Raw genomic sequence first — 25,959 nt, 5'->3', positions numbered from 1 at the left:
TACACCGGAGCATGGTCGCTCCGGCCGGTGTCGCGGGGGCTGTTCACTGTGTTCGCGAGCCGTTCCTCTGCTGCCATATCACCTTGGTGGTGGCCACGTACGCCTGCGCCCGCGCGAGATGACCCGTCGGGGGCGGACAATCGTCCAGACGGTGGTAGAGCGTGATCATCTCGTTGACCACTACCCGGCCTTCACGGGTCAGTGCCGCCGATCCCGCCAGCACGGGCAGCACGGCACCGACCTGTTCGCGGCAGCGGGCGTGCTCGGCCCACGCCAGGTCGCGGTGGGTGACACGCCGTGCGGCGAGCGCGAACCGCTGCCAGTAGTCGGCGAGCGCGAGGTGCGAGTAGGCGCCCTGGAGAAGGCCGTCGAAGGGCCGCGGGTCGGAGCGCCAGGGCGCGAAGTGACGCGGTGTCGCGTCCTCGTGGTGCAGCGCCGCGAGGGAGCCGAGGGCGGCCAGTTTGGTGTGCTGGAGTTCATGGACGAGGGTCGAGACGAAGTAGGCGGGGGTGGCCGGTCTGCTGCTGAGGACGGCGCCGAACGCCTCGCGCCTGGTGCCGCTGCAGTGCGCCGCGCCCTCGCCGACGGGCCCGGAGCCGGGGGGCGGGCCGAGCGGCACCAGACAGCGCAGCAGGACGGCCGCTTCGGTGAGGCGGTGTGCGCCGCCGATACGGAGCAGCGGCCCCACCCCGGACCAGGACTCGGCCCAGGCCTTGCGTTCGTGGTCGTCGATGTGGGTGGCGGCGCTCAGTCCGTGCCGCCGGAGCCCGTCTCCGTCGGTGCGGTACGGATCGACGTCGTCCAGGGGTACGGGTCCGACGCCGCCGGGCACGGCGGGCAGGGCGAACACGGGCAGCCAGCGCGGGTCGGCCGAGGAGGTCGTTCCGTCCGGATGCGCGTGTGCGGTCAGGGGCGGCCCGCCCTCGACCGCACGCATCGTCAGGTCACTGCCGCAGAAGGCGATGTCGACCGGGCCGGACGCCGTGCGCAGGGCGCCCAGGGTGGGCAGGGACAGCAGCCCGCCGTGAGCGGCGAGGCGGGCCGTGAACGCGATTCCGGCGCGGATCGCCGCCGCGGCTGCCAGAGCGCTCAAGTGGTCCAGGTCCGCGCGGAGTTCGGCAGGGGAGCCGACACCGGCGAGGCCGCGCAGGCAGCGCTGTGCCCAGGGGCCGACGAGGGGGTGGAGCAGGACGGTGCGCGCGGCGGCCCGGTCGGCGCGTTCCGCCGTCTCCAGCAGAGCCCAGTCCTGACGGAGCCGGTCGAGCAGCCGGGGCGGGCGGACGGTCGTGGGGGCCGCCTCGGCCGCGTCGAGCACGGCACGCAGGAGGAGGAGCCGTCGGGTGTCCTGGTCGCGTACGAGCAGGCGGAGGGTGTCGGCCCCGCCCTCGGTGCGGCCGAGTTCGTGGAGCGCGTGGTCCGGGAGTGGGGGGATCATCGGTGTTCTCCTGCGGTCGCGTCGGACAACCGGCCCGCGATGTGGCGTACCAGCCGTTCGAGATCGGCGCAGTAGACCGACGGGTTGGTGAAGCCATGGGCCGCGTGGTAGCGGTGTGCGTAGTGGCCGCCACCGCAGACGGTCAGCAGCGGGCAGGCGCGGCAGGCGTCGGCGAGCGCGTCGGCGCCTGCCTGACGGGCGGCGACGCCGGGGTGGCGCAGGGCGTCGTCGAAGCTGTGGCGGAAGATGTCGAGCCCGGTGGCGGCGGCCGTGTCATAGGCGGACTTGAGGGAGTCCACCTGTTCGATCGTCCCGTCGGTCTCGACGACGATGGCGTTGACGGGTTGGAGGCCGAGCGATTCGGTGGCGGCGGGCAGACCCAGCAGCAGGGCGAGGCACTCCTCGAAGAGCCGTACCCGGGTCTCCCGGCGTCCGGCCCGCCACCAGCGGTCGAAGACGGTGGTGAGCCAGTCGCCGTACGGGGTCGGGCGGCCCGATCCCGGCCCTGCGGGGGGTGCCCCCGCGACGGGCAGGCCCGGCGGGGGGTTCGTCCAGTTGCCGTGCGGCAGCAGCAGGTCCAGGGTCGGTGGACGCAGGGCGAGCAGCGACTCGTACGTCTCGATCGGATCGGTCCGGGGGTCGACGACGGTGAGGATGCCGGCGTACGCGCCGGGGTACCGGTCGGCCAGCAGCCGGGCGCCACGCGAGGCGGCGGGCCAGGAGGGGCGTCCGGCGCGGTCGGTACGCCGGGTGTTGTGGGCGGCCAGACCGCCGTTGAGGCTGATGCCGACGCGTATGCCGTGCCGGGCGAGAGCGGCGACGCGCGCATCGGTGAGCAGGGTGCCGTTGGTCTGCACGGTGGCGTGGACGGTACAGCCCGCGGGCACCAGGTCGCGGACCCGGTCGGAGAGGGCGGCCAGCCGGTCGACGCCCGCGAGGAGGGGTTCGCCGCCGTGCAGGACGAGGGCCGCGCCGCTCAGTCCGTGGGCCGCCGCGTGTTCGGCGATCCGCTCCGCCGCGCGGTCCAGAACGGCGGGTGCGGCGGCGGGCGGGCGATCACGCCAGGTCCGGTCCGGGCCCTCGTAGAGATAGCAGTAGGTGCAGGCCAGATTGCAGCGCCCGTGCACCTTGACGATGAACTGACCGAAGGGAAGCGGTATTCGGCCGTCGGCGTGGGACCCCGGGCGCCGGGGCGCGCGCGGCGTCGCCTGTAGAGACACTCCGGCACCCCCGTGCTGTACGTCCCCGGGGACGGCCCCCGTTGCCGACCCGTGGCGAGTATCCCTGGCCTGCCGTGCGGGCAAACCGGTCCCGGACCACGATGTCCTGTTCAACCGGGCCCCGGACCGAAATCGTGCGGCCCCTTCCGGCGAGGCAGCCCGGCGCCCCGGCTCAGAAGGCGTTGGTGAATCCCCACAGCATCTCCCGCGGCTGTTCGGCCCGGCCGCGCAGGTCCGCGACCACTTCGCAGAGCACCGGGTGGTTCAGTGTCCGCAGGGCCTCCAGATCGAGCTCCAGCAGATCCGGCAATGCATCCGGCCCGTTGGGCGATCCCTCGTCCGGCCCGTCGTCGCGTATCGACTCGCTCATCATGTCTCCCCGTAACCGCCGCATCGAGCCGCCGGTGATGTGCTCGCCCTTGAGCGCATCCCGTCGAGCCCGCGTCCCTGACTCGCGTGTCCCTGCTCGCACGGCACCGGCGCCCGCACCGCGTTCGCCCCTGCCGTGTTCACGAAGGGTGCCCGCGCGCCCGCCCATGGCGTCGATGCGGGCCGTGGACACCCGTCGCTCCTGTACCGATGCCCCGCACAGCCGGGCATACGCCTGGCTGCGGGCGCCGCCGACCGGCGTCGGTCGTACGCCGGTCGCACACGGCGTGCATCACCCCGACATCAGATCGCCGAGTGCTCTTCGTCGAACAGTCAGCGCTCCAGCTCCGCCAGCCGCCCGGCGGTCGACTCGCCCGCCGCGCCGCCGCCGTCCGGCAGTTTGCGCCATTCCTGACGGGCCGCCCGGTACGCCTCGCGTGCGGCCCGAGGGCGTCCCGCTCTTTCGTAGGTCATACCCCGCCAATGGTTGGCTGTAGCACCCAACTCGACTGCTTCTTGGCGCTGTTGCGGACTATCCAGCTCCGCTTCTGCCGTGCGGGCCGCCTCGGCGGCGTCCCGGAACGCCTCGGCCGCCTCGTCGAGCCGGGCCGGGCGGCGCAGCACCCGGGAGGCGTCCAGGTGGGACAGGCCCAGTTCCAGCCAGCAGCGCGCCGCGGTCAGCGGGTCGGTGGCCTCCTGGGCGGCGAGCCCGAAGAGATGCTCGGCCTCCCGCAGGTCGACCCGGTCCTCGGTGGCGCGGTGCCGCAGCATCAGCGCCCGGCCCAGCATCAGCAGCCGCTCGGCCTGGCGTGTACCCCCCGTCGCCGTCTCCGTACGGCAGTCCCGCAACACCCGTACCGCGGCACCGATGTACGCGCGGCCGTCGGGCAGTCGGGCGCGGCGCAGCAGCGTGCCGCCCCACTCGGCGAGCAGATCGGCGTGGGCCTGCGAGTCGCGCGGGACGCCGCGCGCGGCGCGGGCGAACCAGTCGGCCGCCTCGACGAGAGCGTCCGGGTCGCCGGTGTGTTCGTAACGCGCGACGCGGACTCGGCCCGCGCGGGTCTGGAGCAGGGCGCGCTGCCGCTGCTCCCGCACGGTCTCCAGGGCCTGCTCGATCAGCGTCGCGGCCTCGTCCGGTTCCTCGCCCGAGCCGAGCAGGGCGTCCACCAGGTCCAGCAGGATGCGCACCTCGGTTCCCATGGTGTGCCGGCCGCCGCCCTGTTCGAACGCCGTCCGCAAGGAGCGTGCCGCCTGACCGGCGTACACCCGGGACTGTTCGGTGTCGACGGTGGCCCCGGCCAGTTTCAGCAGGGTGCGGCCGTGAGCCAGCGGCAGGGCGGTGGGCCGGTTCTCCTGGTCGGGCCAGACGTCGGCGAACGCCTCCAGCATGCCGTACGCGGCCTGCAGCAGAGCGGTGTCGCCGTCGAGCCGCCACTGCGCCTCCAGGGCCCGGACCCGCTCCAGGGTGAGCCGGAGTGCCTCGGCGGGTTCCAGACCGGGGTCCGAGCAGGCTGCCGTGTACTCGCGGTCGGCGCGGCGCAGCAGGTCCAGCGCGCCGCGCCGGTCGCCGCGCCGCCGCCGGTCGTCCGCTGCGGCGTGCAACACCTTGGCCAGGACGGCGCGTTCGCGCACCGCTCCGGGGTGCGCGGCGGCCCGTTCGGCGGCGTACTCCGCCTCGCGGAGCAGCTCGGCGTCCCCCTGCACCTCCCACAGCCGCAGGACGCAGCGCGAGTACTCCGCCCACAGCTCGGGGTCGGCGCCCGGCTGTTCCTCGCGCTCCGTGGCGCTCCGCAGCAGTTGCACGGCGTCGATCAGGTACTGCACCATGCTGTCCGATTCGAAGTGCCGTACCAGGACGCGGGCGCTCTCCACCGCCGCGTTCGGTGTCTGGACGGAGCCTCGGTGGGCGTCCCGGCCGGTCTCCGTCACGAACTGCTCGGGCAGGGGCATGAATCGCTCCAGTACGCGGACCGCGACCTCGGCGAAGGGGTGGGGGACGCGCGACCCGCCGCCTGTGCCGCCCTCCCCGTTCTCGTCACCCTCTTCGAACTCCCCGTCGGGCGCGCCGTTCCCCAGGGTGTCCGTGGTGTGGGTGGCCCGCGACGGGCCGTACCGGCCCTCGCCGAGCTGGGCGAAGGCCAGGGCCGGGAAGTTCGGCCCGCCCTTGCCGAACCGCTGCTCGATGTACTGCGAGCAGTGCTTGAGCACGAGCAGCGCCTCGTCCCGGCCCAGCGGGCCGAGCAGCGCCTCCCGGACTCCGGGCGCGAACTCGTACCACTGGCCGCCGTCCTCGACTCCGTCCTCGCCCTTGCTCCGTGACAGCAGTCCGCTCAGCAGCACCTCGGCGAGTTCGGACGGCCCCGAGTGCGGCAGCATCGTGCGCTGCACCAACTGCATCACCGGCAGGTACAACGGGGCCGCCGCGAGATAGACGGCCAGCTGTCCGGCGACCGGGGAGGCCGCCGAGCGGAAGCGGCTGACCAACTGGAGCGAGGACAGCCCGTCACCGGGACGCTGTGCGGCCGCCGCGGGCTGATCGGCCCGCACCCAGCCGACGGCTCCGGAGATCTGCCCCGCGCCGGTGCCGGACAGCAGCCTCGCCCAGGCCGCCAACGCGCCCTCCACCGGCGGGAGCACGGGAATCGCCAGGGCTCCCGGATGCACGGCGGGCCCCGTACCGGCATGCTCCGTGACCTTCAGTACGGCGGCTCCGCTCGGCCCCTCGCCACGGGACAGCGAACCGTAGGTGACCGGCAGCCTGGTCCGGTTCCACATCCGCTGCGGCAGGGGCTGGAGCACGGCCGCCGGCGCCTGTCGGGCCAGCTGGTGCAGCAGACGGTGGGCCCGGCCGCTGTGCCAGAGCGGACCCGCGCAGTCGCTGACCAGAACGGTGACACGGCGACCGGTCGGATCGCTCAGCCGGTCCGCGGAGTTCAGGGGTGCGGCGGCAGGATCAGGGCTGCGGCTCACCGCGGCCGCACCGTCGGGCCCTTGGTGCAGATAGCGCACCTGCACATCCCGGAAGGCGCCCAACTGGCCGAATATCTGCTGGATTTCTCCGAACATCCGGTCCCACACCAGCATCGAGGACGAGGCGTCCATGACGCACTGCACGAGTGCCTCCCCCCGGGACGCACCACGGAAGACCGGCATGATCATCCCGCCGGACCGGGCGCTGAGCTCCGCGGTCGCCGTCTCGTCGAGGGTGCGGCGCAGCGGCGGAGCCGCCGGGCGGTATCGCTGCAACGGGCGCAGGGCCCGCTGGAGTTCGAGCGGCGCGGGCAGGGCAGGGGCGGCGGGCACCCCGAGGGCGAGCGCTCTCGCCCGCCCTCCCCCGGTGGTGCCACGCCCGCGCCCGCCCGAGCCGTCCGGACGGGGACCGGCGGGTGGCCGCGTGCGGGGTACGGGGTAGAGGTGGATCCGCCGGTCGTCGTCGCCGAGGCCCTGCTCCTCCACCGGCTCGTCGTCGTCCGCCACGGGGGCCGGGGCTTCGTCGCGGCCGGTCACCGGCAAGGTGGGGCGCTCGGCCTCCCGGTTCTCCCGCGCCCGCTCGGAGTGGAGCGGCGGCCCGGCCTCGTCGCCCTCGTCGTCCGGCGCGTCGGGGTGACGGGTCCAGCGGGCCAGCCAGAGGGCGTCGCAGAGCTGTTCGGCATCGGGGTCGAGCCCGGCCTCGCGCAGCCGGGCCACGAACGCGGGCAGCAGGCCGCCGCCGTACGGCAGAGAACCCGAGTGCCGCGCCGGTCCCGACGCCGTTTCCGGTCCCGAGGCCGGTCCCGACTCCGCTCCCGGTCCCGACGCCGATTCCGGTGCCGGTCCCGCGGCCGGTCCCGCGGCCGGTCCGGAAACCTGGGCCGCGTGATCCCCCACGGCCTCACCCGGCGCCTCGCCGCCGTGAGGCCCCGCTCCCTCGCCCGGACCGTCGTCGGGACCGGGCCCACCATCCGGTCCGTGCCGCGCCGCGCCACCGGCCATCAGCTCATCACCTCGGCCGGTCGAGTCGCTGGATGAGCAGGTCGGCGAGGCGGTCGCGGCCGGCCGGCGAGGCGGCGTCGGTGAGGTAGATCGCGTTCAACAGCTGGTCGGTGGCGAGGAGTTCGCTGCGGGAGCGTTCCAGGAAGTGGGCGATGAGATCGTCCCCGGAGCGCGCCGCCTCGTCGCCGAGGTGGGCACGGACGAAGGTCGCGAGCCGCTGGTGGTCGGGGCGGCCGAGCTCCAGGTGGATACAGCGGCGCATCAGGGGTGCCGGGAAGTCCCGCTCGCCATTGCTGGTGAGCACCACGAACGGGAAGGACCGGCATTGCACCCGGCCTCCCCTCACCTTCACCTTGTTGCCGTCGTCGTCGAGGACCTCCGCCTCGCCGCCGGGCAGCCGGTCGGTGATCCGTTCCAGCTCGGGGATGGCGAACTCGCCCTCCTCCAGCACGTTGAGCAGGTCGTTGGGCAGATCGATGTCGCTCTTGTCGAGCTCGTCGATGAGCAGTACGCGCGGCCGGTCCGAGGGCAGCAGCGCGGTGCCCAGCGGACCGAGCCGGATGTAGCTGCCGACACTCTCCGCCGATTCGACGCCGGCCGCCCCGGCCGCCGCGCTGTGGGCGGCGATCTGCACGTCCTGGAGCCGGGCGATCGCGTCGTAGTGGTAGAGCCCGTCCTGGAGCGTCGAGCGGCTGACGATGGGCCAGCGCAGGACCCGGCCGAGCCCCAGCTCATGGGCGACGGAGTGGGCCAGCGTGCTCTTTCCGGCCCCCGGGCTGCCGGTGACCAGCAGCGGACGACGCAGATAGAGCGCGGCATTGATCATTTCGAGCTCTTCGGCGCCCGGCCGATGGAGTTCGGCGATGTGCCGGTGGCCCCCGAGTCGACGATCGGCCGATCCGTCCGCGCTCCCGTCCCCGCCGTGCTCGTCGGGATCCGACGCACCACGGCCCGCGAAGTCCCGCCACGGCGGCGGGGGCGGCAACTGCTCGATGCCTTCGTGCGGTTCGCCGGCCCCTCGGTAGATGAGCCACTCGCCTGGTTCACTCATAGCGTGTTCCTCGTCGTCACTCGTCCGCCAGGGGAAGCAGTCGAACGTGCATCACGGTAGCGATCCGATGTACGCCCCGTAAGGGTCCGGCCGGCGCGGTCGTCCCTCATGGCGCCTCCAGGAACTGGTCGGAGCCGGGCAGTGGGTGGTGCGGATCATCCCAGTAGAGGGCGACGCCGTCCGACCAGTACGTCTCCGTACGGGCCGCGCGTACCCCCCGTCTCAGTTCATGGACCGTCTTCGGCAGTTGATCGGCCGTGCGGGCCCCGGAGACCGACTCGGCGGCGCGCCGGTGGAAATCCGTACAGACGGCGGCGGGCTCGGCCGCCCGGCGCCGCCACAGGGCCACCCCGAAACCCCCGTCGAGCACCCGTCCGAGACCGGCCGCGGTCTCCGGGTCGGGCCGGTCCCCGTATCTGCAGAGCACCGGGACGGTCTCGTACGCCAGTGCGCGCAGCTCCTCCGCCACGGCTACGGGTACCCGCATTCCGTCCTCGCAGTCGACGACGGCGGCCCGCATCGGGGCCGTCATGGTCCGGTTCCAGCGCGCCTCGCGCTCGTCGGGCCCGCCGTCGGCCGGCCGCGGTCGCTGGTCCAGGCGGCGGATGACCACGGGGCGCAGCACTCCGAGCGGCCGCCCGTCGGGCGGCACGTGCCATCCGTCGACCTCCAGGTCCATGAGGGACTGCGGGACGGCGACCTGGAGCACCGCGGGGTCGTCGGGTGCGTCGCACCGCCGGAACGCCTCCGCCAGCGGCCCGGCGAGCCGGGCCGGGAGTGCCTCCAGTGCGGTGCCCCGGCTGTCCTCGGCGACCGGCAGGACGTCCCCGGCGTGCTGGACGACGCCGATCCGCCAGTCGTACCGGTCCCGTTCCCAGCCGCGCGGCTCCAGCTGCAGCAGGACGCACGGAGCGCCGCGGGTCCTGGTGGGTTCGAGTGCCGGCGCCGGGATACGCGGATGCTCGCGGTCGGGGGTGAGCCGGCCGTTGTGCCGGAGCCCGGCGAGCTCATGGCGGAACTTGCGGGAGAGCCGGTCCTCGGCCATCCGCTTCACCCAGTCCCACAGGGAGGCCTCGGCGAGCTGGGTGGACGGCAGCACGTAGGGGCGTTCGGCGGAGAGCGCGCTCATGCAGTAGCGCAGGATCAGTTCCAGCGCGCTGTCGCCGCCGGGGGCGTCGTACAGCGTCCCCAGTCCGTCGCGCCAGCCGCGTGGTGCCGCGTGGTGCTCAGTCGGGTGGGTGTCGGGCAGCCGGTCCAGGAGGTCGAGGAGGCTGCGGGTGCTGAGCGGCGGCGGGAGTTCGGCGAGCCGGCCGAGCAGGTCGACGCGTTGCTGCGGGCTGAGTGCGAGCCCGGCTCCGGCGCCCAGTTCGCGCTGGAGGTCGGCCCAGGTCCGCTCGGTGCCGACCGGGCTGCCGTGCCGGTCGGCATGGTAGCGGTCGTGGGCGTGGAACACCGCCTGGTAGGGGTCGTCGGACTCGGTGGCGACGGCCCCGGGCGGCACGGGCAGCGTGCGCAGTCGCTCGACGCCGATCGAGGTCCCGCCGGTCGTGCCGTCGGACCGCGACTTGAGTACGCCGACGACCTCGCCGCGGGCCAGGTCCACCACGGGTCCGCCGGACAGGCCCGGGTACATCCGGTCGCCGTCGAGCCGCATCTGTTCGTCGTCCTCGGCCCAGTCGCCGAAGGTGCCCATCACCTGGCAGCGCCCGCTGAACCGGGTCAGCTGCCCCGATCCGCCGCCGGTCCACCCGGTGTAGAGGACCGAGCCGCCGCCGAACATGCCCGCCGGGCGTTCGGTGACGTACACGCAGGGGTGCTCGACGGGCCTCAGCAGCCGGATGAGCGCGAGGTCGGGGGCCGGCCAGCCGCCCGAGGGCGCCGGAACCCGCACCTCGCCCGGCCCGGCCGGGCCGTGACGGCCCTCGGGCAGGGCGGCGACCACGATTCCCTCGACCGCGGTCTCGGCGCTGCCCGGGTCCGGCTTGAACACCACGCTCACCTGACGCCCCTCCCCCTCCATCGCCACGTGCGCGCACGTGAGGACCCAGCTCGGGGCGATGAAGAAGCCGCTCCCCAGGAAGCCGCGGTCGGATCCGTCAGGGGCATACCCGGGCTCCGGGCGATGGATGCGTACGGTCGCGGCCATCACGAGGCCCGCCAGCGCACGGTACGTGCTCTCCGAGCCGCCCCCTGCGCCCCTGCCCGGCGGCTGCGTCATGAGCGGCTTCCGGCGCCCGGCCCGGCCCCGTCGGGATGCGCCGGTGCGCCGGTGGATGCACCGGCGCCCGGGATCCCCGCGAGGGCATCCGCATCCGGGGGCCCCGGGGATTCGCCGTCGTCCGGGGGTGCCCCGGGCACGCCTGTGCTCGGGGTCCCCGCGGATACGCCTGGGTCCGGGGGCGCCGCAGTCACGGGCGGATGTGCGGGCGGCGAGGAGGGCGGGGGCGGCATGGGCGGGGAGGGTTGTGGCTGCGGCGGCCCATGCAGTGCGGCCTGCGCGCCGGGGGCGGGACGGGGCGCGGTGTGCGCGCCGGGAGCGGGGGGCGGCGCGGTGTGCTGGGGCGGGGGCGCCATGGTCTGTCCCGCTCCCCGCGCCCCGCTCTGCGCCGGGATCGGCGGATCGACGGGCGGGCCTCCGCCGTTCCACGTCAGCGTGACCTTGATGCCGCCCTTGGCCTCGCCGTCCGCGAGGAGGCCGACGACCTTGCCCGCCTTCGCGGTGAGCTCGATGCCGAACTCGACGCTGACCTCGTCGGGCCGCACCGCTCGCAGTGGCTCGGCAAGCGAACGCGCGACGCTGGTCACGACCGCCTGCAGGCTCTCGACCCGGGCCTGCACGCGCTCGGCGAAGTCCTCGTACCCGATGTCCGTGAACGCCGGACCCCGGGCGGACTCGGCCAGCTCCTCCGCCCCGGAGATCCGCGCCCAGACCGGTGTGCCGTCCGGCATCTCGATGCGCGTGATACGGGCCTCGCTGTCACCCATGAAACCCCCCGTTCCCCCAACTACCCGCAGGCTAACGGCAGTACGCGGCCGATGCGAGACACATGGACCATGACGCCGGAACGCCGCCGACCGGTTCTCGGCGGGTTCGCCGTGGCTCCGCGCGGCCGTCGCGGACCGCGCCGGGGGGTGCGCTCCCGGCCGTCGTGGGGCTGTCACCAGGCATTAGGCTTGCCGCATGTACTTCACCGACCGCGGTATCGAGGAGCTGGAGAAGCGGCGAGGCGAGGAAGAGGTCACTTTCGAGTGGCTCGCCGAGCAGCTGCGTACGTTCGTCGATCTCAATCCCGACTTCGAGGTGCCGGTCGAGCGCCTCGCCACCTGGCTGGCCCGCCTCGACGACGAGGACGAGGACGAGTAACCGATCCGTTCCAACCCCGGATCGATCCGTTCCGACCCCTGATCGATCCGCTTCCGACCTCTGATCGGCCCGCTCCGGCCCCTGGTCGATCCGTTCCGACCGCTGATCAGTCCGTTGCGACGATCCCGGTCCTCTCGGCCCTGAAGCGGTCGTACGCGAGGCCGAGCGCCCCGTGCGCCATCAGCAGCGCTCCGGCCAAGGCCCAGCCGCCGCTGCGGCGCCCGATCCCCCAGAGGGCGAGCGGGAGTCCGGCCGCCACCTGGGCGCCGCCCAGTACGCGAGCCCTGGGGCCCCGCATCCAGGGACCGAGGCGGCTGTTCCCGACCGCGTCGAGTTGGGCCCGCACCGCCTCGCGCCGACCGGCCCAGCTGATCGATTCGGTTTCCGGTCGGCCGTCGGCCTCCGCGTACAGCCGGTCGCCGGGCGTGTCCGGATCCAGGCCGGGCGGGAGGCTCAGCCCGATCCGGGTGAGGACGGCGAGCAGCCCGCGCAGCCGGATGCGGGCATCGGCGTCCGGGTCCGGGCGGATGAGCTCTTCGAGCGCCTGGACATCCAGCACGGGGTCGAGGCCCAACCGCTCGGCGAACGTACGCATCGCCTCGTCCTCCCCGACCGGAGTGCCGTCCGCGAGCCAGACGTAGCCGACCGGGCGGCGGAATCCGTACGCCAGCGTGTGGCCGGCCCGGTCGCCGTCCCACCACAGCGCGAGGACGGGCCAGGTCGAGCCGACAGCGAGCGCGGCGGCCCAGCCCGCCACGACCCGGTCGACCGGCTCCGTGTCCGCACCCCCCTCGCCACCGTCCCGCCAGGGCCTTCCCTCGGGGACGAGGACGGACCACCCGTCCCCGGCGGGCGCGAGCAGCATCCGCTCGCGCAGCAGATGGGCCACCGTCCGTACGTTCTCGGGTTCGGTACGGCACAGCAGCAGCGCCCCCACGGGGGATGTCGCGTTCATGCCTCACACGCTAGGGTAATTCGCCCCTGTTTGGTGCCATTTGACGCGCAGGGGGCGATCGGCGCCATCGCGACTCCCCTTGACTTCCCCGATCCGCGATATATCGTGTCCTGCAAGAGACGCGATATGTTGCGTCATTCGGTGTGTCCCAGGAGGTCAGATCCATGCCTGTGTCGACATGGGCCATCAACGAGCCCCAGAAGCTGACCTTCGACGACCCCGTGGACTCGCTCAATGTCCGCATCGTCGGGGGCGCCGTCAATGTCGTCGGCACCGAGGAGCGGACCGCCCGGCTGGAGGTCTCCTCGATCGAGGGCCCGCCGCTGATCGTGACCCAGGAGGGCGGCACCCTCACGGTCGCGTACGAGGGTCTGCCGTGGAACGACTTCCTCAATTGGTTCGACCGCAAGGGCTGGCACCGCAGCGCGGTCGTCTCGCTCGCCGTGCCGGCCGGGGCGACGGTGGAGGTCGGTGTGGTCGGCGCCGGGGCCGTGGTCTCCGGAATCCGTGGACGTACGGACGTACGGGGCGTCACCGGCGACACCACGCTCGTCGGGCTCGCCGGCCCGGTCCGGGCCGAGACGGTCTCCGGCAGCGTGGAGGCCCAGTCGGTCACCGGTGAGCTGCGCTTCCAGACGGTCTCGGGCGACCTGACGGTCGTCGAGGGCGCGGGCGCCTCGGTACGGGCGGAATCCGTCAGCGGCAACATGGTGCTGGACCTGGACCCGACCGGGAAGCCCACGGACGTCCGGCTGACCACTGTGTCCGGCGAGGTCGCCATCCGACTGCCGCACCCGGCGGACGCGACGGTCGAGGCGAACACCGCGAGCGGCGCCGTCTCCAACGGCTTCGAGGATCTGCGGGTCAGCGGCCAGTGGGGGGCGAAGAAGATCACCGGCACGCTCGGCGCCGGGACCGGGAAGCTGCGCGCGACGACCGTCTCGGGGTCGATCGCCCTGCTGTGCCGCCCGCCGGCCGAGGACGATCTGCACGATGCCGCGCCGACCGGAAAGGTGCTCTGACATGCCTCCCGTATTCGCCCACGGGCGTCTCCGCCTCTATCTGCTGAAGCTGCTCGACGAGGCCCCGCGCCACGGCTACGAGGTGATCCGGCTCCTGGAGGAGCGCTTCCAGGGCCTGTACGCGCCCTCGGCGGGCACGGTCTATCCGCGCCTCGCCAAACTGGAGGCCGAGGGTCTCGTCACCCACGCCACCGAGGGCGGCCGCAAGGTCTACTCGATCACCGACGCGGGCCGCGCCGAACTGGCCGGCCGCACGGGCGAACTGGCCGATCTGGAAATGGAGATCCGGGACTCCGTCTCCGAACTGGCCGCCGAGATACGGGACGACGTACGCGGCGCCGCGGGCAAGCTGCGCAGCGAGATGCGGGCCGCGGCGCACGAGACCCGGCACACCTCCAACTCCACCGGCACCGGTACCGGCCGCACGGGCGACCGGGAGTCCGTCTTCGGTGACCTCGGGGACCTCGGCGACAAGGAGGCGTGGCGCGCCGCGAAGGATGAGCTGCGCAAGGCCAAGCAGGAGTGGAAGGAGCAGGCCCGCCGGGCGAAGGACGAGTCCCGTCGCGCCCGCGAGGACGCCCAGCAGGCCCGCCGTCAGGCCAAGGAGGCCCAGGACAGGGCGCGCGAGCAGATGCAGAACGCGGCCCGCCAGGTCCAGGAGCACTTCGCGCGGGGCGACTGGCCCTCCGGCGTACGCGAGGGGCTGGCCGAGATCACCGGCCAGCTGGGCAGCTTCGCCAGGACGGGCACCTGGCCCCCGTACATCAAGCCGGAACCCGCCGGTGCCGACCCGGAGTGGGGCAAGGACACCGCCGCCACCGGCGACCCGGCCCGTGACCTGGACCGCCTGCTCGACCGCTTCCGCGACGACATCCGCGACGCGGCCCGTGACCGGGGCGTCACCGAAGAGCAACTGACGGAGGCCCGCCGCCACCTGTCGACGGCGGCGGCCCATATCGGAGCGCTGCTGCGGAAGGAGACCGACGGCGCGGAGTAGGGAGCGGCGCGGAACGGGGACCGCGAGGAACGGGGACCGCGAGGAACAAAGGCCGGCACGGAACGGAAACCGGCGCGGACCAGGGGCCGGCACGGAGTCGCGACCGCCACGGACAGGGACCGGCACGGAGCCCGGGGCACTCCCCGGGCTCCGCCGTGCCGCCCGCCGCTCCGGCCCCTCCCGCCCCGTCTCCCCCGGAGGCCCCTCAGCCCGCCTTCCGCACGCGCCCCGCGCCGCCGTCCCCGTACAGCGCGCGGTCGACCGTCTCGTAGGTCGCGCCGTGCTCGGCGAGGACGTCGGCGACCACGCCGGGACCGAGGGTCATGGCCAGCAGGAGGTGCTCCTCGCCGATGAACCGGTCGCCGCGGCCCAGGGCGATCCGCAGCGACTTCTCCAGGACTCCCTTGGCCTCCCGGGTGAACGGGCGTCTGCCCGCCCGCCGGCGCCGGTCCTTGCCGTCGCCCCGCAGGGCTCCCTCGCCGTGCGCCTCCTCGACCCGGGCGACGATCGCGGTGAGGTCGATGCCGATACCGGCGAGCGCGTCGGCGTCGGCCCTGGTCATACCGCCGCGTCTGCGCGCATCGGCCAGCGCCGCCTCCACCGACGCCCTGCGGTCCGTGAGCCCCAGCGCCGTGGCGGCGAACGACGCCCGGCCGCCTTCCTGGTCCAGCAGGGCGAGCAGCAGGTGCTCCTCGGTGATCGATCCGGCGTCGGCGCGTTCCGCGTGGGTCACCGCGCCGGTCACGGTCGCCCGTGCGCTCCTGGTGAATCGTTCGAACATCAATGCCTCCCGTACTTCTTGTGCACGGCCTGCCGGCTGACCCCCAGCTCGGCCGCGATCTCCTGCCACGACCAGCCCTTCGCGCGGGCGCTTGCGACTTGTACGGCTTCGAGTTGCTCCAGCAGCCGTCGCAGCGCGGCGACCGCCCGCAGGCCCACCCGGGGGTCGTGGTCGCCGGCACGCGCGGCGAGATCCGTTGCTTCGGTCATGATGTCAACTTACGTTGACACGACTCCCGCGTCAACCCTCATTGACAAACGTGCTGCCGAAACCGGTTCGGTCACGCGGCGTCCGGGTGACCGTGACCGTGACGCGCGCCCCCTCACGGGCCCGGATGCGCACCTCTCCCCCGTGTCTGCGGACCTGGGCCCGGCCGCCCACCGCGACCCGCCAGTTCCCCGCGGTCGGCGGCAGGGAGACCTCCGTCGTGCCGCGGCGGCCCGCCGTGTAGGAGAGCCGGTAGACGCCGGTGGTGTCGTCGTACGTGTCGGAGTGGACGGTTCCGGCGACGGCGGGCGCGTACGGCGTGGCGGTCCGCTCCTTGTTCGCCGCGAAGGCCCCGTCCTTGTCGAGTGCGCAGTACCCGCCGCCGTAGCACCACACATAGCCGGCCCAGCCCGAGGAGTAGCGGCTCAAGGAGGCCATCGCGTCCCGGTAGAAACGGCCCATCTGCGGAAGCGTGTTGTTCAGCGGGCCCCATTCGCCGACGACGACCGGGATGTGCAGCCGCTCCGGATACGCGGTGACGGCCGCCTCGTACGACTCGATCCAGCCCGCCGACGGGTCGTAGTCGGCGCCCGCCTCCATCGCGGTGTTGTAGAAGTGCGGTGCGTAGACGGTCCGGTGGTCCCTGACCGCCCCCAGTCCGGTGGGGACGCCCTCGCCGACGACGGGGGTGGGTTCGACGAACAGCCAGTTGGCCCGGTCCACCGAGCGGACCGCGCGGGCGAGCCGGTTGTACATCGGCGTGAGCTGCCGGGACTCGATGCGCCGGGCGGCCGTCGCCAGGTCCTCCCCCTCCTCGATCTCCCCCATCGGCTCGTTGATCAGGTCGTAGCCGAGGACGGCCGGGTGGTGCGCGTAACGGTCGGCGACGACCTTCCACATCCGCGCCTGGGCGCGCTGGAGATCGGGGTCCTCGTAGAGATGGGTGAAGGCCCGCTGCACGGCGGGCTCGAAGTACTCGGCGAACCAGTCGTCGGGGTGCGGGGTGAAGGGCAGACCATCGGTACGGGTCGCCCAGGCCGGGATGCCGCGGTGGCCGAACGCCGGGCCGAAGACGTCCTGGTGGGCGTCGAGCACCACCTGGACGCGGTACTTCCGCGCCCAGCCGAGCACCCGGTCGATCCGGCGCAGATACGCGGCGCTGTACTGGCCCCGGCGCGGCTCCAGGTCGTCCCAGAAGATGAGCAGCCGGGCGAAGCCGAAGCCCTTGGCGCGCAGATCGCGGAAGTGCTTCTCGGTGATGGCGGTCAGCGCCTGGTCACCGCGGTTCGCCTTGTCCTCGACGTTCCAGCCGCGCAGCGTGAGGGTGCGGCCCTCGTCGTCGGTGAGGCGGGGGATGCCGGTCCGGTCGGGCGGCACGGAACGCGCGTCGGCGGCGGGGGCGAGCGCCCCCGCCGCGAGTACGAGCGAGGTGACGACCGAGGTGAGTACGCTGCCCATCCGCATCCGCGTCCGCATTCGCATGGCGCAGATGAGAACAGCTCACCCCGCACACCTCAAGAGCAGGTGAGCACAATCTTTCCGAACTGGCCGCCCGTTTCCAGCCGTTCGAAGCCCTCGCGGGCCCGGTCCAGGGGCAGCACCTCGTCGATGACGGGCCGCACGCCGGTGGTCGCGCAGAACGCCAGCAGGTCCTCCAGCTCGTCCTTCGACCCCATGGTCGAGCCGACGACCTTCAGCTCCAGGAAGAAGATCCGGGTCAGCTCGGCGTGCGAGGGCCGGTCGCCGCTGGTCGCACCCGAGATGACGAGCGTGCCGCCGGGCCGCAGTGACTTCACCGAGTGGGACCAGGTGGCGGCGCCGACCGTCTCGATGACCGCGTCGACGCGCTCCGGCAGCCGTGCGCCGGGCTCGTACGCCTCGATCGCGCCGAGTTCGACGGCGCGCTTGCGCTTGGCCTCGTCGCGGCTGGTGGCGTGGACCCGCAGCCCGGCCGCCCGGCCGAGCACGATCGCGGCGGTGGCGACGCCGCCGCCCGCGCCCTGGACGAGGACGGAATCGCCGGGACGCACCCCGGCGTTGGTGAAGAGCATCCGGTACGCGGTGAGCCAGGCGGTCGGTAGACAGGCGGCCTGCTCGAAGGTGAGCTCCTTCGGCTTGGGCAGCACGTTCCAGCTGGGGACGGTGACCTGCTCGGCGAAAGTGCCCTGGTAGCGCTCGGTGAGGATCGACCGGGGTTCCTTCGGACCGACACCGTGCCCCGTCTGCCCGATGACGGAGTGCAGGACGACCTCGTTGCCGTCCTCGTCGATCCCGGCGGCGTCACAGCCGAGGATCATCGGCAGCTTGTCCTCGGCGAGACCGACGCCGCGCAGGGACCAGAGGTCGTGATGGTTGAGGGAGGCGGCCCGGACGTCGACGGTGGTCCAGCCCGGTCGCGCCTCGGGGGCGGGGCGCTCGCCCAGCTCAAGGCCGTTGAGGGGCTGGTCGCGGTCGATGCGGGATGCGTAGGCGGCGAACATGGCCTCGACGATAGGCCGGGGCACGAGCCGGCGTAACCGGCCAGGGGTGTGACACGCACCGCGTGCGGGAGCAGCCGGGGGGCCCTCCGTACCGGCAGCAACGGGCCACCGCGGCGACGGGGAGCAGGAGGCGGGCATGCCCCCGGGTTACGGGAAGGGGCCGGGTGCGCCCTCCGATTGCGGGAAGGGCCGGGTGCGGCTCCCTGGTTACGGAAAGGGGCGGGAGCAGGGGCGAGTACGACCCCCCGGTTACGGGAACGGGCGGGGCGGGGAGCATGCCTGCCGCGGGCGTACCCGCGCCCGGCCCCGCACCCCGCCCCGAGCCTCAGCGCCGGGCCACGCCCTCCGCGCGGGCCGCCGCGGCCACAGCGGCCGTCACGGCCGGTGCCACCCGCTCGTCGAACGGCGACGGAATCACGTAGTCCGCCGCAAGCTCGTCGCCCACGACGTCCGCCAGCGCGTTCGCCGCGGCGATCTTCATGCCCTCGGTGATCCGGGAGGCCCGGACCTGGAGGGCACCGGCGAAGATGCCGGGGAAGGCGAGCACGTTGTTGATCTGGTTCGGGAAGTCCGAACGCCCGGTCGCCACGACGGCCGCGTACTTGTGCGCGATGTCGGGGTGGACCTCGGGGTTCGGGTTGGCCATCGCGAAGACGAACGCGCCGGGCGCCATCGACGCCACGGCCGCCTCGGGCACCGTGCCGCCGGAGACGCCGATGAAGACGTCCGCACCGGCCAGCGCGCTCTCCAGCGTCCCGGAGATCCCGGCCCGGTTGGTGAGCTCGGCCAGCTCACGCTTGACGTCGGTCAGGTCCTCGCGGTCCCGGCTGACGACACCCTTGCGGTCGGCCACGGCGACATCGCCGAGCCCCGCCTCCAGCAGGAACTTGGCGATGGCCACTCCGGCCGCACCGGCGCCGGAGATGACGGCGCGCAGTTCGCCGAGGTTCCGGCCGGACAGCTTCGCGGCGTTGCGCAGGGCCGCGAGCGTCACGACCGCGGTGCCGTGCTGGTCGTCGTGGAAGACCGGGATGTCGAGCCGCTCCTGCAGCTTGCGCTCGATCTCGAAGCAGCGCGGCGCCGAGATGTCCTCCAGGTTCACCCCGCCGAAGGAGGGCGCGAGGCGGACGACCGTCTCGACGATCTCGTCCGCGTCGGTGGTCGCGAGCGCGATCGGCACCGCGTCGACACCGCCGAACTGCTTGAAGAGAATCGCCTTGCCCTCCATCACCGGGAGGGATGCCTCGGGACCGATGTCTCCGAGACCGAGCACCGCGGTGCCGTCCGTCACGACGGCGACGACCTGCGATTTCCAGGTGTAGTCGTGGACCAGCTCGGGATTCTCGGCGATGGCGCTGCACACCTTGGCGACGCCAGGTGTGTACGCGAGGGACAGGTCGTCCTTGTCGCGGACGGGAACGGTGGCCTGCACGGCCATCTTGCCGCCGCGGTGCAGCGCGAAAGCCGGATCGAACGGCTCGTCGGTGGCGCTGTCGGTGGTGCTGTCGCTGCGAGGATTGACGATCTCCGCTGCCATGGTGTTGACCCCTTAAGTCTTCATCGTTTGAGGGTGGCCACTCCTGGTTGAGGAGGGGTGGGCGGGCACCGCGTACGTTCCCCACGTCGGCGGTTGGCCCGCCCCGGCAGGGAGAGATACATACGCGCGGACGCGCCGCACACGCGTCCTGAGCCCCGGATGAGGGGTGTAAAGGTCTTTTTTACCCGACGGACCGCGTGACCGACGAGTCCATACCGGCGCGGTGATGTGACTCATAGTCGAATATCTGGACAAGTCGGCCTACCGGTGAATTGGCGTCCACCAGTCGAGACGCGCCGCAGATCCTGCGGCGTGAAGATGAAATCCCCACAGATGGTCCGGCCTTGGTGTACCGGCCGCTTGAGGTTCGGAATCGCCCGTTACCCGATTTTGACATGACTGGCCCACTGTTTGGGCAAATCCGAATGGCAAGATGCCGTAATCGCACAGGGCGGCGACACCCGATGACGCGTGTCATTCACCGCCCGGCAACACAGCCCTCATCTGCCGGAGGAACCTGATCATGACCGCAAGCACCACCCGTCGTACGGCCGCAAAGTCCCGGATTGCAGCGGTCTGCGCCATCGCGGTCGCCGGCACCTTGCTGCTGACCGCCTGCGGCGACCAGACCGACAAGGGCTCCAAGAGCTCCGCGAAGGCCCCGCTCGCCGACCTCCTGCCGAAGGCGATCCAGGACAAGGGCACCATCAAGGTCGGATCGGACATCGCCTATCCGCCGGTCGAGTTCAAGGACAAGTCCGGCAAGACGGTCGGCATCGACCCCGACCTGGGGGAGGCGCTCGGCAAGCAGCTCGGAGTGACCTTCGAATTCGAGAACGGCACCTTCGACACGCTGCTCACGGGTCTGCGTTCCAAGCGCTACGACATCGCCATGTCGTCCATGACGGACACCAAGGACCGCCAGGAGGGTGTCGACTCGGCCACCAAGAAGAAGGTCGGCGAGGGGGTCGACTTCGTCGACTACTTCACCGCCGGTGTCTCGATCTACACCAAGAAGGGCGACGACCAGGGCATCAAGACCTGGGCGGATCTCTGCGGCAAGAAGATCGTGGTCCAGCGCGGCACGGTCTCGCACGACCTCGCCAAGTCCGAGTCGAAGAAGTGTACGGGCGGCAAGTCGATCGCCATGGAGGCGTTCGACAACGACCTGGAGGCCCAGACCCGGCTGCGCGGCGGCGGCGCCGACGCCGGCTCCTCCGACTTCCCGGTGGCCGCGTACGCGGTGAAGACCTCGGGCGGCGGCAACGACTTCCAGATCGTCGGCGAGCAGGTCGAGGCCGCCCCGTACGGCATCGCCGTGGCCAAGGGCAACGACCAGCTGACCAAGGCCATCCAGGCGGCCCTGAACGCGATCATCAAGAACGGCGAGTACGGAAAGATCGTCGCCAAGTGGGGCGTGGAAGCGGGCGCGGTCACCGAGGCCAAGCTCAACGGCGGATCCTGACCGACGTCCAGGGCTGAAAGGCATCAGCTGTGACTGAAATCGAGAAGGCGGACCCGGCGGCCACCCCGCTCGCTCCCCCCGTACCTGCCGCAGGACCGCAGACGATCAAGGCCATACCCGTCCGGCACTACGGCCGGTACGTCACCGCGGTCGTGGCCGTGGGCCTGCTCGCCCTGCTCGTCTCCGCGTTCGCCCGCGGCAGGGTCAACTGGGGCGCCATCCCGGACTACTTCTTCGACGACCAGATCCTCACGGGCGTCAAGAACACCGTGATCATCACCGTGCTGGCGATGATCCTCGGCGTGGTCCTGGGCATCGTCCTCGCGGTGATGCGGCTCTCCAAGAACCCGGTGACCTCCGCCATCGCGTGGTTCTACATCTGGTTCTTCCGCGGCACCCCCGTCTACGTACAGCTCCTGGTCTGGTTCAACCTCGGCATCGTCTTCGAGTACATCAACCTCGGGCCGATCTACAAGGACGAGTGGTCGTCCTTCATGACGCCCTTCCTCTGCGCGCTGCTCGGCCTCGGCCTCAACGAGGCCGCGTACATGGCGGAGATCTGCCGGGCCGGCCTCCAGTCGGTCGACGAGGGGCAGACCGAGGCGGCACACGCGCTGGGCATGAGCCACGCCAGGACGCTGCGCCGGATCGTCGTCCCGCAGGCGATGCGCGTGATCGTGCCGCCGACGGGCAACGAGGTCATCAACATGCTCAAGACCTCGTCCCTGGCGGTGGCCGCCCAGTACACCGAGCTACTGAGGGCCACCCAGAACGTGTCGCAGACCTCGGGCGCCACGGTGGAGATGCTGTTCCTGGCAGCGGCCTGGTACATCATCCTGACCTCGGTGCTGAGCATCGGCCAGTACTACCTGGAGCGGTACTACGCACGCGGTTCGAGCCGAAGCCTGCCACCGACCCCGATGCAGAAGGTCCGGGCGCAGCTGACGTCCCTGGGCCGCCCGAAGGGAGGCATGGCATGACCGCCGCCATGGTGAAGGCCGAGGGCGTCCACAAGTCCTTCGGCGCCGCGCACATCCTCAAGGGCATCGACCTGGAGGTCGCCCCGCGCGAGGTCTTCTGTCTGATCGGCCCGTCCGGTTCCGGCAAGTCGACCTTCCTGCGGTGCATCAACCACCTGGAGCAGATCAACGCCGGCCGGCTCTACGTCGACGGCGATCTGGTGGGCTACCGCCAGAAGGGCACCAAGCTCTACGAGCTCAAGGACAGCGAGGTCGCCCTGAAGCGCCGGGACATCGGCATGGTCTTCCAGCGCTTCAACCTCTTCCCGCACATGACGGCGATCGAGAACGTCATGGAGGCCCCGGTCCAGGTCAAGGGCGAGTCCAAGGCCGTCGCGCGGGCACGGGCCGAGCGGCTGCTGGACCGGGTGGGTCTGGCCGACAAGGCGAAGAACTACCCGTCCCAGCTCTCCGGCGGCCAGCAGCAGCGGGTGGCCATCGCCCGCGCCCTGGCGATGGAGCCGAAGCTGATGCTCTTCGACGAGCCGACGTCGGCGCTCGACCCGGAGCTGGTGGGCGACGTACTGGACGTCATGCGCGGGCTCGCGGAGGACGGCATGACGATGATCGTCGTGACCCATGAGATGGGCTTCGCCCGTGAGGTCGGCGACGCGCTGGTCTTCATGGACGACGGCGTGGTGGTCGAGTCGGGCCACCCGCGCGACGTACTGACCAATCCTCAGCACGACCGGACGAAGTCCTTCCTGTCGAAGGTCCTCTAGCGCCGCGACCGGAACGCGCGAGGAGGGCGGTACGGACCCGGTCCGTACCGCCCTCCTCCCGTGCGTCACCCCTTCTTCGGCAGCAGCTCCTGGCTGAGCAGCAGGCTCCGCAGCTGGGCACGGGTCAGTGGCGGGTTCTTGAGCAGCGGCCCCTGCGCCCGGTCGCTCGTGAACCCGGTGCTGTCCCGCACGGCCAGCACCCCGCCGTCCTTCAGGGTGAGACGCCCCACGAATTCAGGTCCCCACTTGGGCGTGCCCGAGTAGTTCATGGCGTCTTTCCAGGTCGTCAGCACGCGTCCGCCCGGGAGTTCCTCGCGTACGCAGTCGTCCGGACGCGGTTCCCCGTTGCTCGGCCGGCACAGATCGGCGGCCGGGTCCTGCCCGCCGAACTTCTTGTCGGCCCGTCGGCCGTCCAGGAAGCCGATGACGAGGTAGCCGACGCCGCCGTCCCGGCGTACGGAGTACTGCCCGTCCAGCGGCCCGTCCAGGTGTTCCCTGGCCTGCCCGGGGGTGGCCCCCTTGATGATGACGGCCAGCGAGACCTGTTCGACCTTCCCCACCCCCTCGGGGAGCAGCTCGACCAGCCGCTGCGCCCGGCCGTCGCTGCCCGTGAGCTCGGCCGGGGCCGCCACCGGGGCGTTCTGCCTGTTCTCGCTGTTCTCGCCCGGGACCAGTCCCGGTACGGCCGCCGCTCCCGCAGCGACCACGGCGAGTGCCGCGGCCGAGACGGTGAGCCGGCGCCGCAGACGTACCCGGGCGGCCCCGGCGTACACCGCCTGGGTGGAGATGACCGGCCGCCCCGCGTCCTCGGCGACCCGCCCCAGCAGCTCACGCACGTCGTTCATACGAATTCCTCCGCCATCTCGGCGCGCAGCGCCGCCAACCCCCGAGCCGCATGGCTCTTGACCGTGTTCTCCCGCATACCGAGCAGTCCGGCCGTGGCCTCGACGCTCAGGTCTTCCCAGTAGCGCAGCACCAGTACGGCCCGCTGCCTGTCCGTGAGCCGGGCGAGGGCCGCCCGCACCGCGAGGCCGGTGTCCGTGTCGAGCGCGTGGCCCGCGCGGTCGGGCAGTTCGCCGTACGCGTGTTCGCGCCGCCAGAACCGGCGGCGGGCCGCGATGAAGGTGTTGACCAGGGTCTTGCGCGCGTACGCCTCGATGTTGTCGAGCCGCCCGTGCCGCCGCCCGCCCAGCACCACTTTGACCAGCGTGGCCTGGACCAGGTCCTCGGCCTCGTGCCGGTCTCCGCACAGCAGGTACGCGCTGCGGAACAGTGCGGTACGCCTGCCCTCGACGAAGGCGTGCAGCGCGGCATCGTCATCGATCCGCATCGTCGGCGCCCCTCTCCGGGTCCGCGGGCGCGGACCGTCTCACCCTTCCAGTGCGGCGGGACACACGGCGGGTTGCAGCGGGGAGGAGAAAAAGAAGGGGCGGTACGGGTCCCGGCCCGTACCGCCCCTTCCCGCACGTGCAACGCCGCTACTTCACGGCGAGCACCAGAGAGTCCGACGGGGAGGCCCAGACGGCCCGCGCCTCGCCGAACCCCGCCCCGCGCAGGGTGTCGGCGTGCCAGCGCACGGACGGCATGTCGCCGTCCGCGTGCTCGCCGTAGATCCTGTACCGCTCGGCGGTCGGTCCGGCGAGGACCGGGTCCTTGGCCGCCAGAGCCCACCAGTCCGCCCAGTCGAGGGCGCCTTCGGCCTTCGCCCGGTCCATGGCCGCGTGCCGGTGGGCACGTTCGGCCGCGTTGATCCTGGGCGTCTCCGTGTCGATCATGTGGTCGGCGTTCATGAACACCCCGCCGTCCCTGACGAGCCCGCCGATCCGCCGGTAGAGCGCGGTGAGGGGTTCGGTGTGCAGCCAGTGCAGGGCCGTGGCGGTGAGGACGGCGTCGTACGAGTCGTACGGCAACTCCCCCGCCCAGTCGGGGTCCTTGAGGTCGGCGGTGACGAAGGTGACGCGCGCGTCGCCGTCGAAGTACCCGCGGGCGATGGCGAGCAGGGCCGGGTCGAGGTCGACGCCCGTGCTGGTGGCCTCCGGGAACCGCTTGAGGAGCCGGTCCGTAATACTTCCCGTACCGCATGCGAGATCGAGCACTCTCGGCCGGGGCCCCACCACGGCCTCGACCATGTCCAGCATCACCCGGAACCGTTCCTCGCGGTCGGGCATGTACCACTCCTGCTGGCGGTCCCAGCTCTCCTGCCAGGCCGCCCAGTCAGTACCGGTCGTCGTCTCCGTCACGAGGAACCTCCATGTAATACCCTGGAACTGAAAAAGCCCATTACATCGCTCGCTGCATCGACTTTAGACCGACGCCGTAAGGACTACAAGTGGAACTGGCCTATTACTCGGACTATGCCGTGCGTCTGGTCAACACCGAGGAGCCCGCCCGCAACAAGGACTCCCTCACCTCCGTCGAGGCGGTCCGCGAGCTGTTCGGCGTCAACCGGCAGGCGGCCCGGCGGGCGACCGACGCCGATGTGACCCGCTTCCGGTCCGTACGGGCACGGCTGCGCGGAGTCTTCGAAGCGGCCGACGGCGGTGACGAGACGCTCGCCGTCGACCTGCTCAACTCGCTACTGCTGGAGTTCCCCGTCAGCCCGCAGATCTCCGGCCACGACCTCCGCGACGAGGACGGCAAGCCGGACTGGCACATGCACCTGGCCGACCACCCGTCGAACGCGACGGCCGGGTACGCCGCCATCGCGGCGATGGGCCTCGCCTTCCACCTCACCTCCTACGGCGTGGACCGGCTCGGCCTGTGCGAGGCGGCGCCCTGCCGCAACGCCTACCTCGACACCTCGACCAACCGCTCCCGCCGCTACTGCTCGGACCGCTGCGCGACCCGCGCCAACGTGGCCGCCTACCGGGCCCGCAAACGCCTGGAGACGGAACGCGCCGCCGACACCGGCCGCAGCGCGGAGACCGCCCAGGTCACCACGGACCACAGCGACCGCTGATCCTTCTTCAACGGCCGGTACCGCGCCCGGACCCTGGCCAGCACGAACTCGTCGGGCACCGTCCCGTAATCCGTGCTGTCGCCACCCGCGAAGGTGTTGTCGGCCAGCACCCACCAGCCGCCCCGTCGGCGCTCGGCGGCCCGTTTGACGACCAGCAGATCCTGCTGGAACGGATGGCGCAGAATCACCACGTCCCCGGGGCGCACCGGCGCCCCGTACTGCACGAGCAGCCAGTCCCCGTGATGCAGCGTGGGCACCATCGACGGCCCGGTCACCTCCACCACCTGGAACGGCAGCCGCCCGGCCAGCCCTCGTGCGGGCTGCTCCCGCATCAGCTCCGGCACCTCCGGCACCTCCCGCATCTCTCCGGTACCTCCCCGGTCCATCCAGTACAACGTCCAGTA

24 protein-coding genes are annotated in these 25,959 nt (G+C 72.2%); 7 read left to right on the top strand and 17 right to left on the bottom strand.

Annotation, left to right across the window (positions count from 1 at the left end; all coding sequences use genetic code 11):
- Positions 1-43: 43 nt before the first annotated feature.
- The 7 genes from ACZ68L_RS14300 to ACZ68L_RS14270 all read right to left on the bottom strand — a co-directional run bounded on the left by ACZ68L_RS14300 (position 44) and on the right by ACZ68L_RS14270 (position 11,032).
- Positions 44-1,435 carry an aKG-HExxH-type peptide beta-hydroxylase gene (locus ACZ68L_RS14300; RefSeq protein WP_469577007.1) on the bottom strand — a complete coding sequence of 464 codons (1,392 nt, stop codon included), beginning with the start codon at positions 1,433-1,435 and terminating at the stop codon, positions 44-46.
- A complete protein-coding gene (locus ACZ68L_RS14295; RefSeq protein WP_469577251.1) occupies positions 1,432-2,595 on the bottom strand; it encodes an FxsB family cyclophane-forming radical SAM/SPASM peptide maturase in 1,164 nt (387 codons plus the stop codon). Before ACZ68L_RS14295 ends, ACZ68L_RS14300 begins: the two co-directional genes overlap by 4 nt.
- A gap of 232 nt (positions 2,596-2,827) precedes the next feature.
- Positions 2,828-3,217, bottom strand: coding sequence for an FxSxx-COOH cyclophane-containing RiPP peptide (gene fxsA, locus ACZ68L_RS14290; protein WP_469577005.1), 390 nt, complete (start codon positions 3,215-3,217; stop codon positions 2,828-2,830).
- Between the two features lie 140 nt (positions 3,218-3,357).
- On the bottom strand, positions 3,358-6,891 hold the full coding sequence (locus tag ACZ68L_RS14285; protein ID WP_469577003.1) for an SAV_2336 N-terminal domain-related protein: 3,534 nt from the start codon (positions 6,889-6,891) through the stop codon (positions 3,358-3,360).
- A 112-nt stretch (positions 6,892-7,003) separates the two neighbouring features.
- Positions 7,004-8,047, bottom strand: coding sequence for an AAA family ATPase (locus ACZ68L_RS14280; RefSeq protein ID WP_469577002.1), 1,044 nt, complete (start codon positions 8,045-8,047; stop codon positions 7,004-7,006).
- 106 nt (positions 8,048-8,153) lie between these two features.
- On the bottom strand, positions 8,154-10,265 hold the full coding sequence (locus tag ACZ68L_RS14275; protein ID WP_469577001.1) for a VMAP-C domain-containing protein: 2,112 nt from the start codon (positions 10,263-10,265) through the stop codon (positions 8,154-8,156).
- Positions 10,262-11,032, bottom strand: coding sequence for a CU044_2847 family protein (locus ACZ68L_RS14270; protein ID WP_469576999.1), 771 nt, complete (start codon positions 11,030-11,032; stop codon positions 10,262-10,264). Before ACZ68L_RS14270 ends, ACZ68L_RS14275 begins: the two co-directional genes overlap by 4 nt.
- Before the next feature lie 196 nt (positions 11,033-11,228).
- Here ACZ68L_RS14270 and ACZ68L_RS14265 point away from each other — a divergent pair, with 196 nt between their 5' ends.
- A complete protein-coding gene (locus ACZ68L_RS14265; protein ID WP_003961784.1) occupies positions 11,229-11,411 on the top strand; it encodes a DUF6104 family protein in 183 nt (60 codons plus the stop codon).
- 106 nt (positions 11,412-11,517) lie between these two features.
- Here ACZ68L_RS14265 and ACZ68L_RS14260 read toward each other — a convergent pair whose 3' ends face one another.
- Positions 11,518-12,366, bottom strand: a complete 849-nt coding sequence (locus ACZ68L_RS14260; protein WP_469576998.1) for a hypothetical protein — start codon at positions 12,364-12,366, stop codon at positions 11,518-11,520.
- A 164-nt stretch (positions 12,367-12,530) separates the two neighbouring features.
- Between ACZ68L_RS14260 and ACZ68L_RS14255 the strand changes: the two genes are divergently transcribed.
- Both ACZ68L_RS14255 and ACZ68L_RS14250 read left to right on the top strand, forming a co-directional pair.
- A complete protein-coding gene (locus tag ACZ68L_RS14255) occupies positions 12,531-13,388 on the top strand; it encodes a DUF4097 family beta strand repeat-containing protein (protein ID WP_469576997.1) in 858 nt (285 codons plus the stop codon).
- A gap of 1 nt (position 13,389) precedes the next feature.
- Positions 13,390-14,385, top strand: a complete 996-nt coding sequence (locus ACZ68L_RS14250; protein WP_469576996.1) for a PadR family transcriptional regulator — start codon at positions 13,390-13,392, stop codon at positions 14,383-14,385.
- 205 nt (positions 14,386-14,590) lie between these two features.
- Here ACZ68L_RS14250 and ACZ68L_RS14245 read toward each other — a convergent pair whose 3' ends face one another.
- From ACZ68L_RS14245 to ACZ68L_RS14225, 5 genes are all read right to left on the bottom strand, one after another.
- Positions 14,591-15,166, bottom strand: a complete 576-nt coding sequence (locus tag ACZ68L_RS14245) for a Clp protease N-terminal domain-containing protein (protein ID WP_469576995.1) — start codon at positions 15,164-15,166, stop codon at positions 14,591-14,593.
- Positions 15,166-15,375, bottom strand: a complete 210-nt coding sequence (locus tag ACZ68L_RS14240) for a helix-turn-helix domain-containing protein (RefSeq protein WP_351078602.1) — start codon at positions 15,373-15,375, stop codon at positions 15,166-15,168. Before ACZ68L_RS14240 ends, ACZ68L_RS14245 begins: the two co-directional genes overlap by 1 nt.
- Before the next feature lie 31 nt (positions 15,376-15,406).
- Positions 15,407-16,855: a cellulase family glycosylhydrolase gene (locus ACZ68L_RS14235; RefSeq protein ID WP_469576993.1), complete on the bottom strand. Its 1,449-nt coding sequence runs from the start codon at positions 16,853-16,855 to the stop codon at positions 15,407-15,409.
- A gap of 32 nt (positions 16,856-16,887) precedes the next feature.
- The gene (locus ACZ68L_RS14230) at positions 16,888-17,853 is read right to left on the bottom strand and encodes a zinc-binding dehydrogenase (protein ID WP_469576991.1); all 966 of its coding nucleotides are present in this window, start codon (positions 17,851-17,853) and stop codon (positions 16,888-16,890) included.
- Positions 17,854-18,178: 325 nt separating this feature from the next.
- Positions 18,179-19,390, bottom strand: coding sequence for an NAD(P)-dependent malic enzyme (locus ACZ68L_RS14225; RefSeq protein WP_361440886.1), 1,212 nt, complete (start codon positions 19,388-19,390; stop codon positions 18,179-18,181).
- 523 nt (positions 19,391-19,913) lie between these two features.
- On the opposite strand from ACZ68L_RS14225, the gene ACZ68L_RS14220 reads away from it, so the two are divergent.
- Genes ACZ68L_RS14220 through ACZ68L_RS14210 form a run of 3 tightly spaced genes read left to right on the top strand, consistent with a single transcriptional unit; the run spans position 19,914 to position 22,596 of the window.
- Positions 19,914-20,855 carry an ABC transporter substrate-binding protein gene (locus tag ACZ68L_RS14220; protein WP_469576989.1) on the top strand — a complete coding sequence of 314 codons (942 nt, stop codon included), beginning with the start codon at positions 19,914-19,916 and terminating at the stop codon, positions 20,853-20,855.
- Positions 20,856-20,884: 29 nt separating this feature from the next.
- Positions 20,885-21,835 (top strand): amino acid ABC transporter permease, encoded by a 951-nt coding sequence (locus tag ACZ68L_RS14215; protein WP_469576987.1) that lies wholly within the window; start codon positions 20,885-20,887, stop codon positions 21,833-21,835.
- Positions 21,832-22,596: an amino acid ABC transporter ATP-binding protein gene (locus ACZ68L_RS14210; RefSeq protein WP_361440895.1), complete on the top strand. Its 765-nt coding sequence runs from the start codon at positions 21,832-21,834 to the stop codon at positions 22,594-22,596. The genes ACZ68L_RS14215 and ACZ68L_RS14210 overlap by 4 nt, the downstream gene beginning before the upstream one ends.
- A 65-nt stretch (positions 22,597-22,661) precedes the next feature.
- Here the strand turns inward: ACZ68L_RS14210 and ACZ68L_RS14205 are convergent, their stop codons facing one another.
- The 3 genes from ACZ68L_RS14205 to ACZ68L_RS14195 all read right to left on the bottom strand — a co-directional run bounded on the left by ACZ68L_RS14205 (position 22,662) and on the right by ACZ68L_RS14195 (position 24,836).
- Positions 22,662-23,441 carry a hypothetical protein gene (locus ACZ68L_RS14205; RefSeq protein WP_469576985.1) on the bottom strand — a complete coding sequence of 260 codons (780 nt, stop codon included), beginning with the start codon at positions 23,439-23,441 and terminating at the stop codon, positions 22,662-22,664.
- On the bottom strand, positions 23,438-23,926 hold the full coding sequence (locus ACZ68L_RS14200) for a sigma-70 family RNA polymerase sigma factor (protein ID WP_469576983.1): 489 nt from the start codon (positions 23,924-23,926) through the stop codon (positions 23,438-23,440). Before ACZ68L_RS14200 ends, ACZ68L_RS14205 begins: the two co-directional genes overlap by 4 nt.
- A gap of 148 nt (positions 23,927-24,074) precedes the next feature.
- On the bottom strand, positions 24,075-24,836 hold the full coding sequence (locus ACZ68L_RS14195) for a class I SAM-dependent methyltransferase (protein WP_469576981.1): 762 nt from the start codon (positions 24,834-24,836) through the stop codon (positions 24,075-24,077).
- A gap of 89 nt (positions 24,837-24,925) precedes the next feature.
- Here ACZ68L_RS14195 and ACZ68L_RS14190 point away from each other — a divergent pair, with 89 nt between their 5' ends.
- The gene (locus ACZ68L_RS14190) at positions 24,926-25,555 is read left to right on the top strand and encodes a CGNR zinc finger domain-containing protein (RefSeq protein WP_469576980.1); all 630 of its coding nucleotides are present in this window, start codon (positions 24,926-24,928) and stop codon (positions 25,553-25,555) included.
- On the opposite strand, the gene sodX is transcribed toward ACZ68L_RS14190, so the two are convergent.
- Positions 25,459-25,917, bottom strand: a complete 459-nt coding sequence (sodX, locus tag ACZ68L_RS14185) for a nickel-type superoxide dismutase maturation protease (RefSeq protein WP_469577250.1) — start codon at positions 25,915-25,917, stop codon at positions 25,459-25,461. The genes ACZ68L_RS14190 and sodX overlap by 97 nt on opposite strands.
- Positions 25,918-25,959: the final 42 nt, after the last annotated feature.

The organism is Streptomyces sp. NPDC104309, from assembly GCF_055584025.1.
Note: the sequence above shows the minus strand (reverse complement) of the source record. Positions and strands in the feature narration are given on the sequence as shown.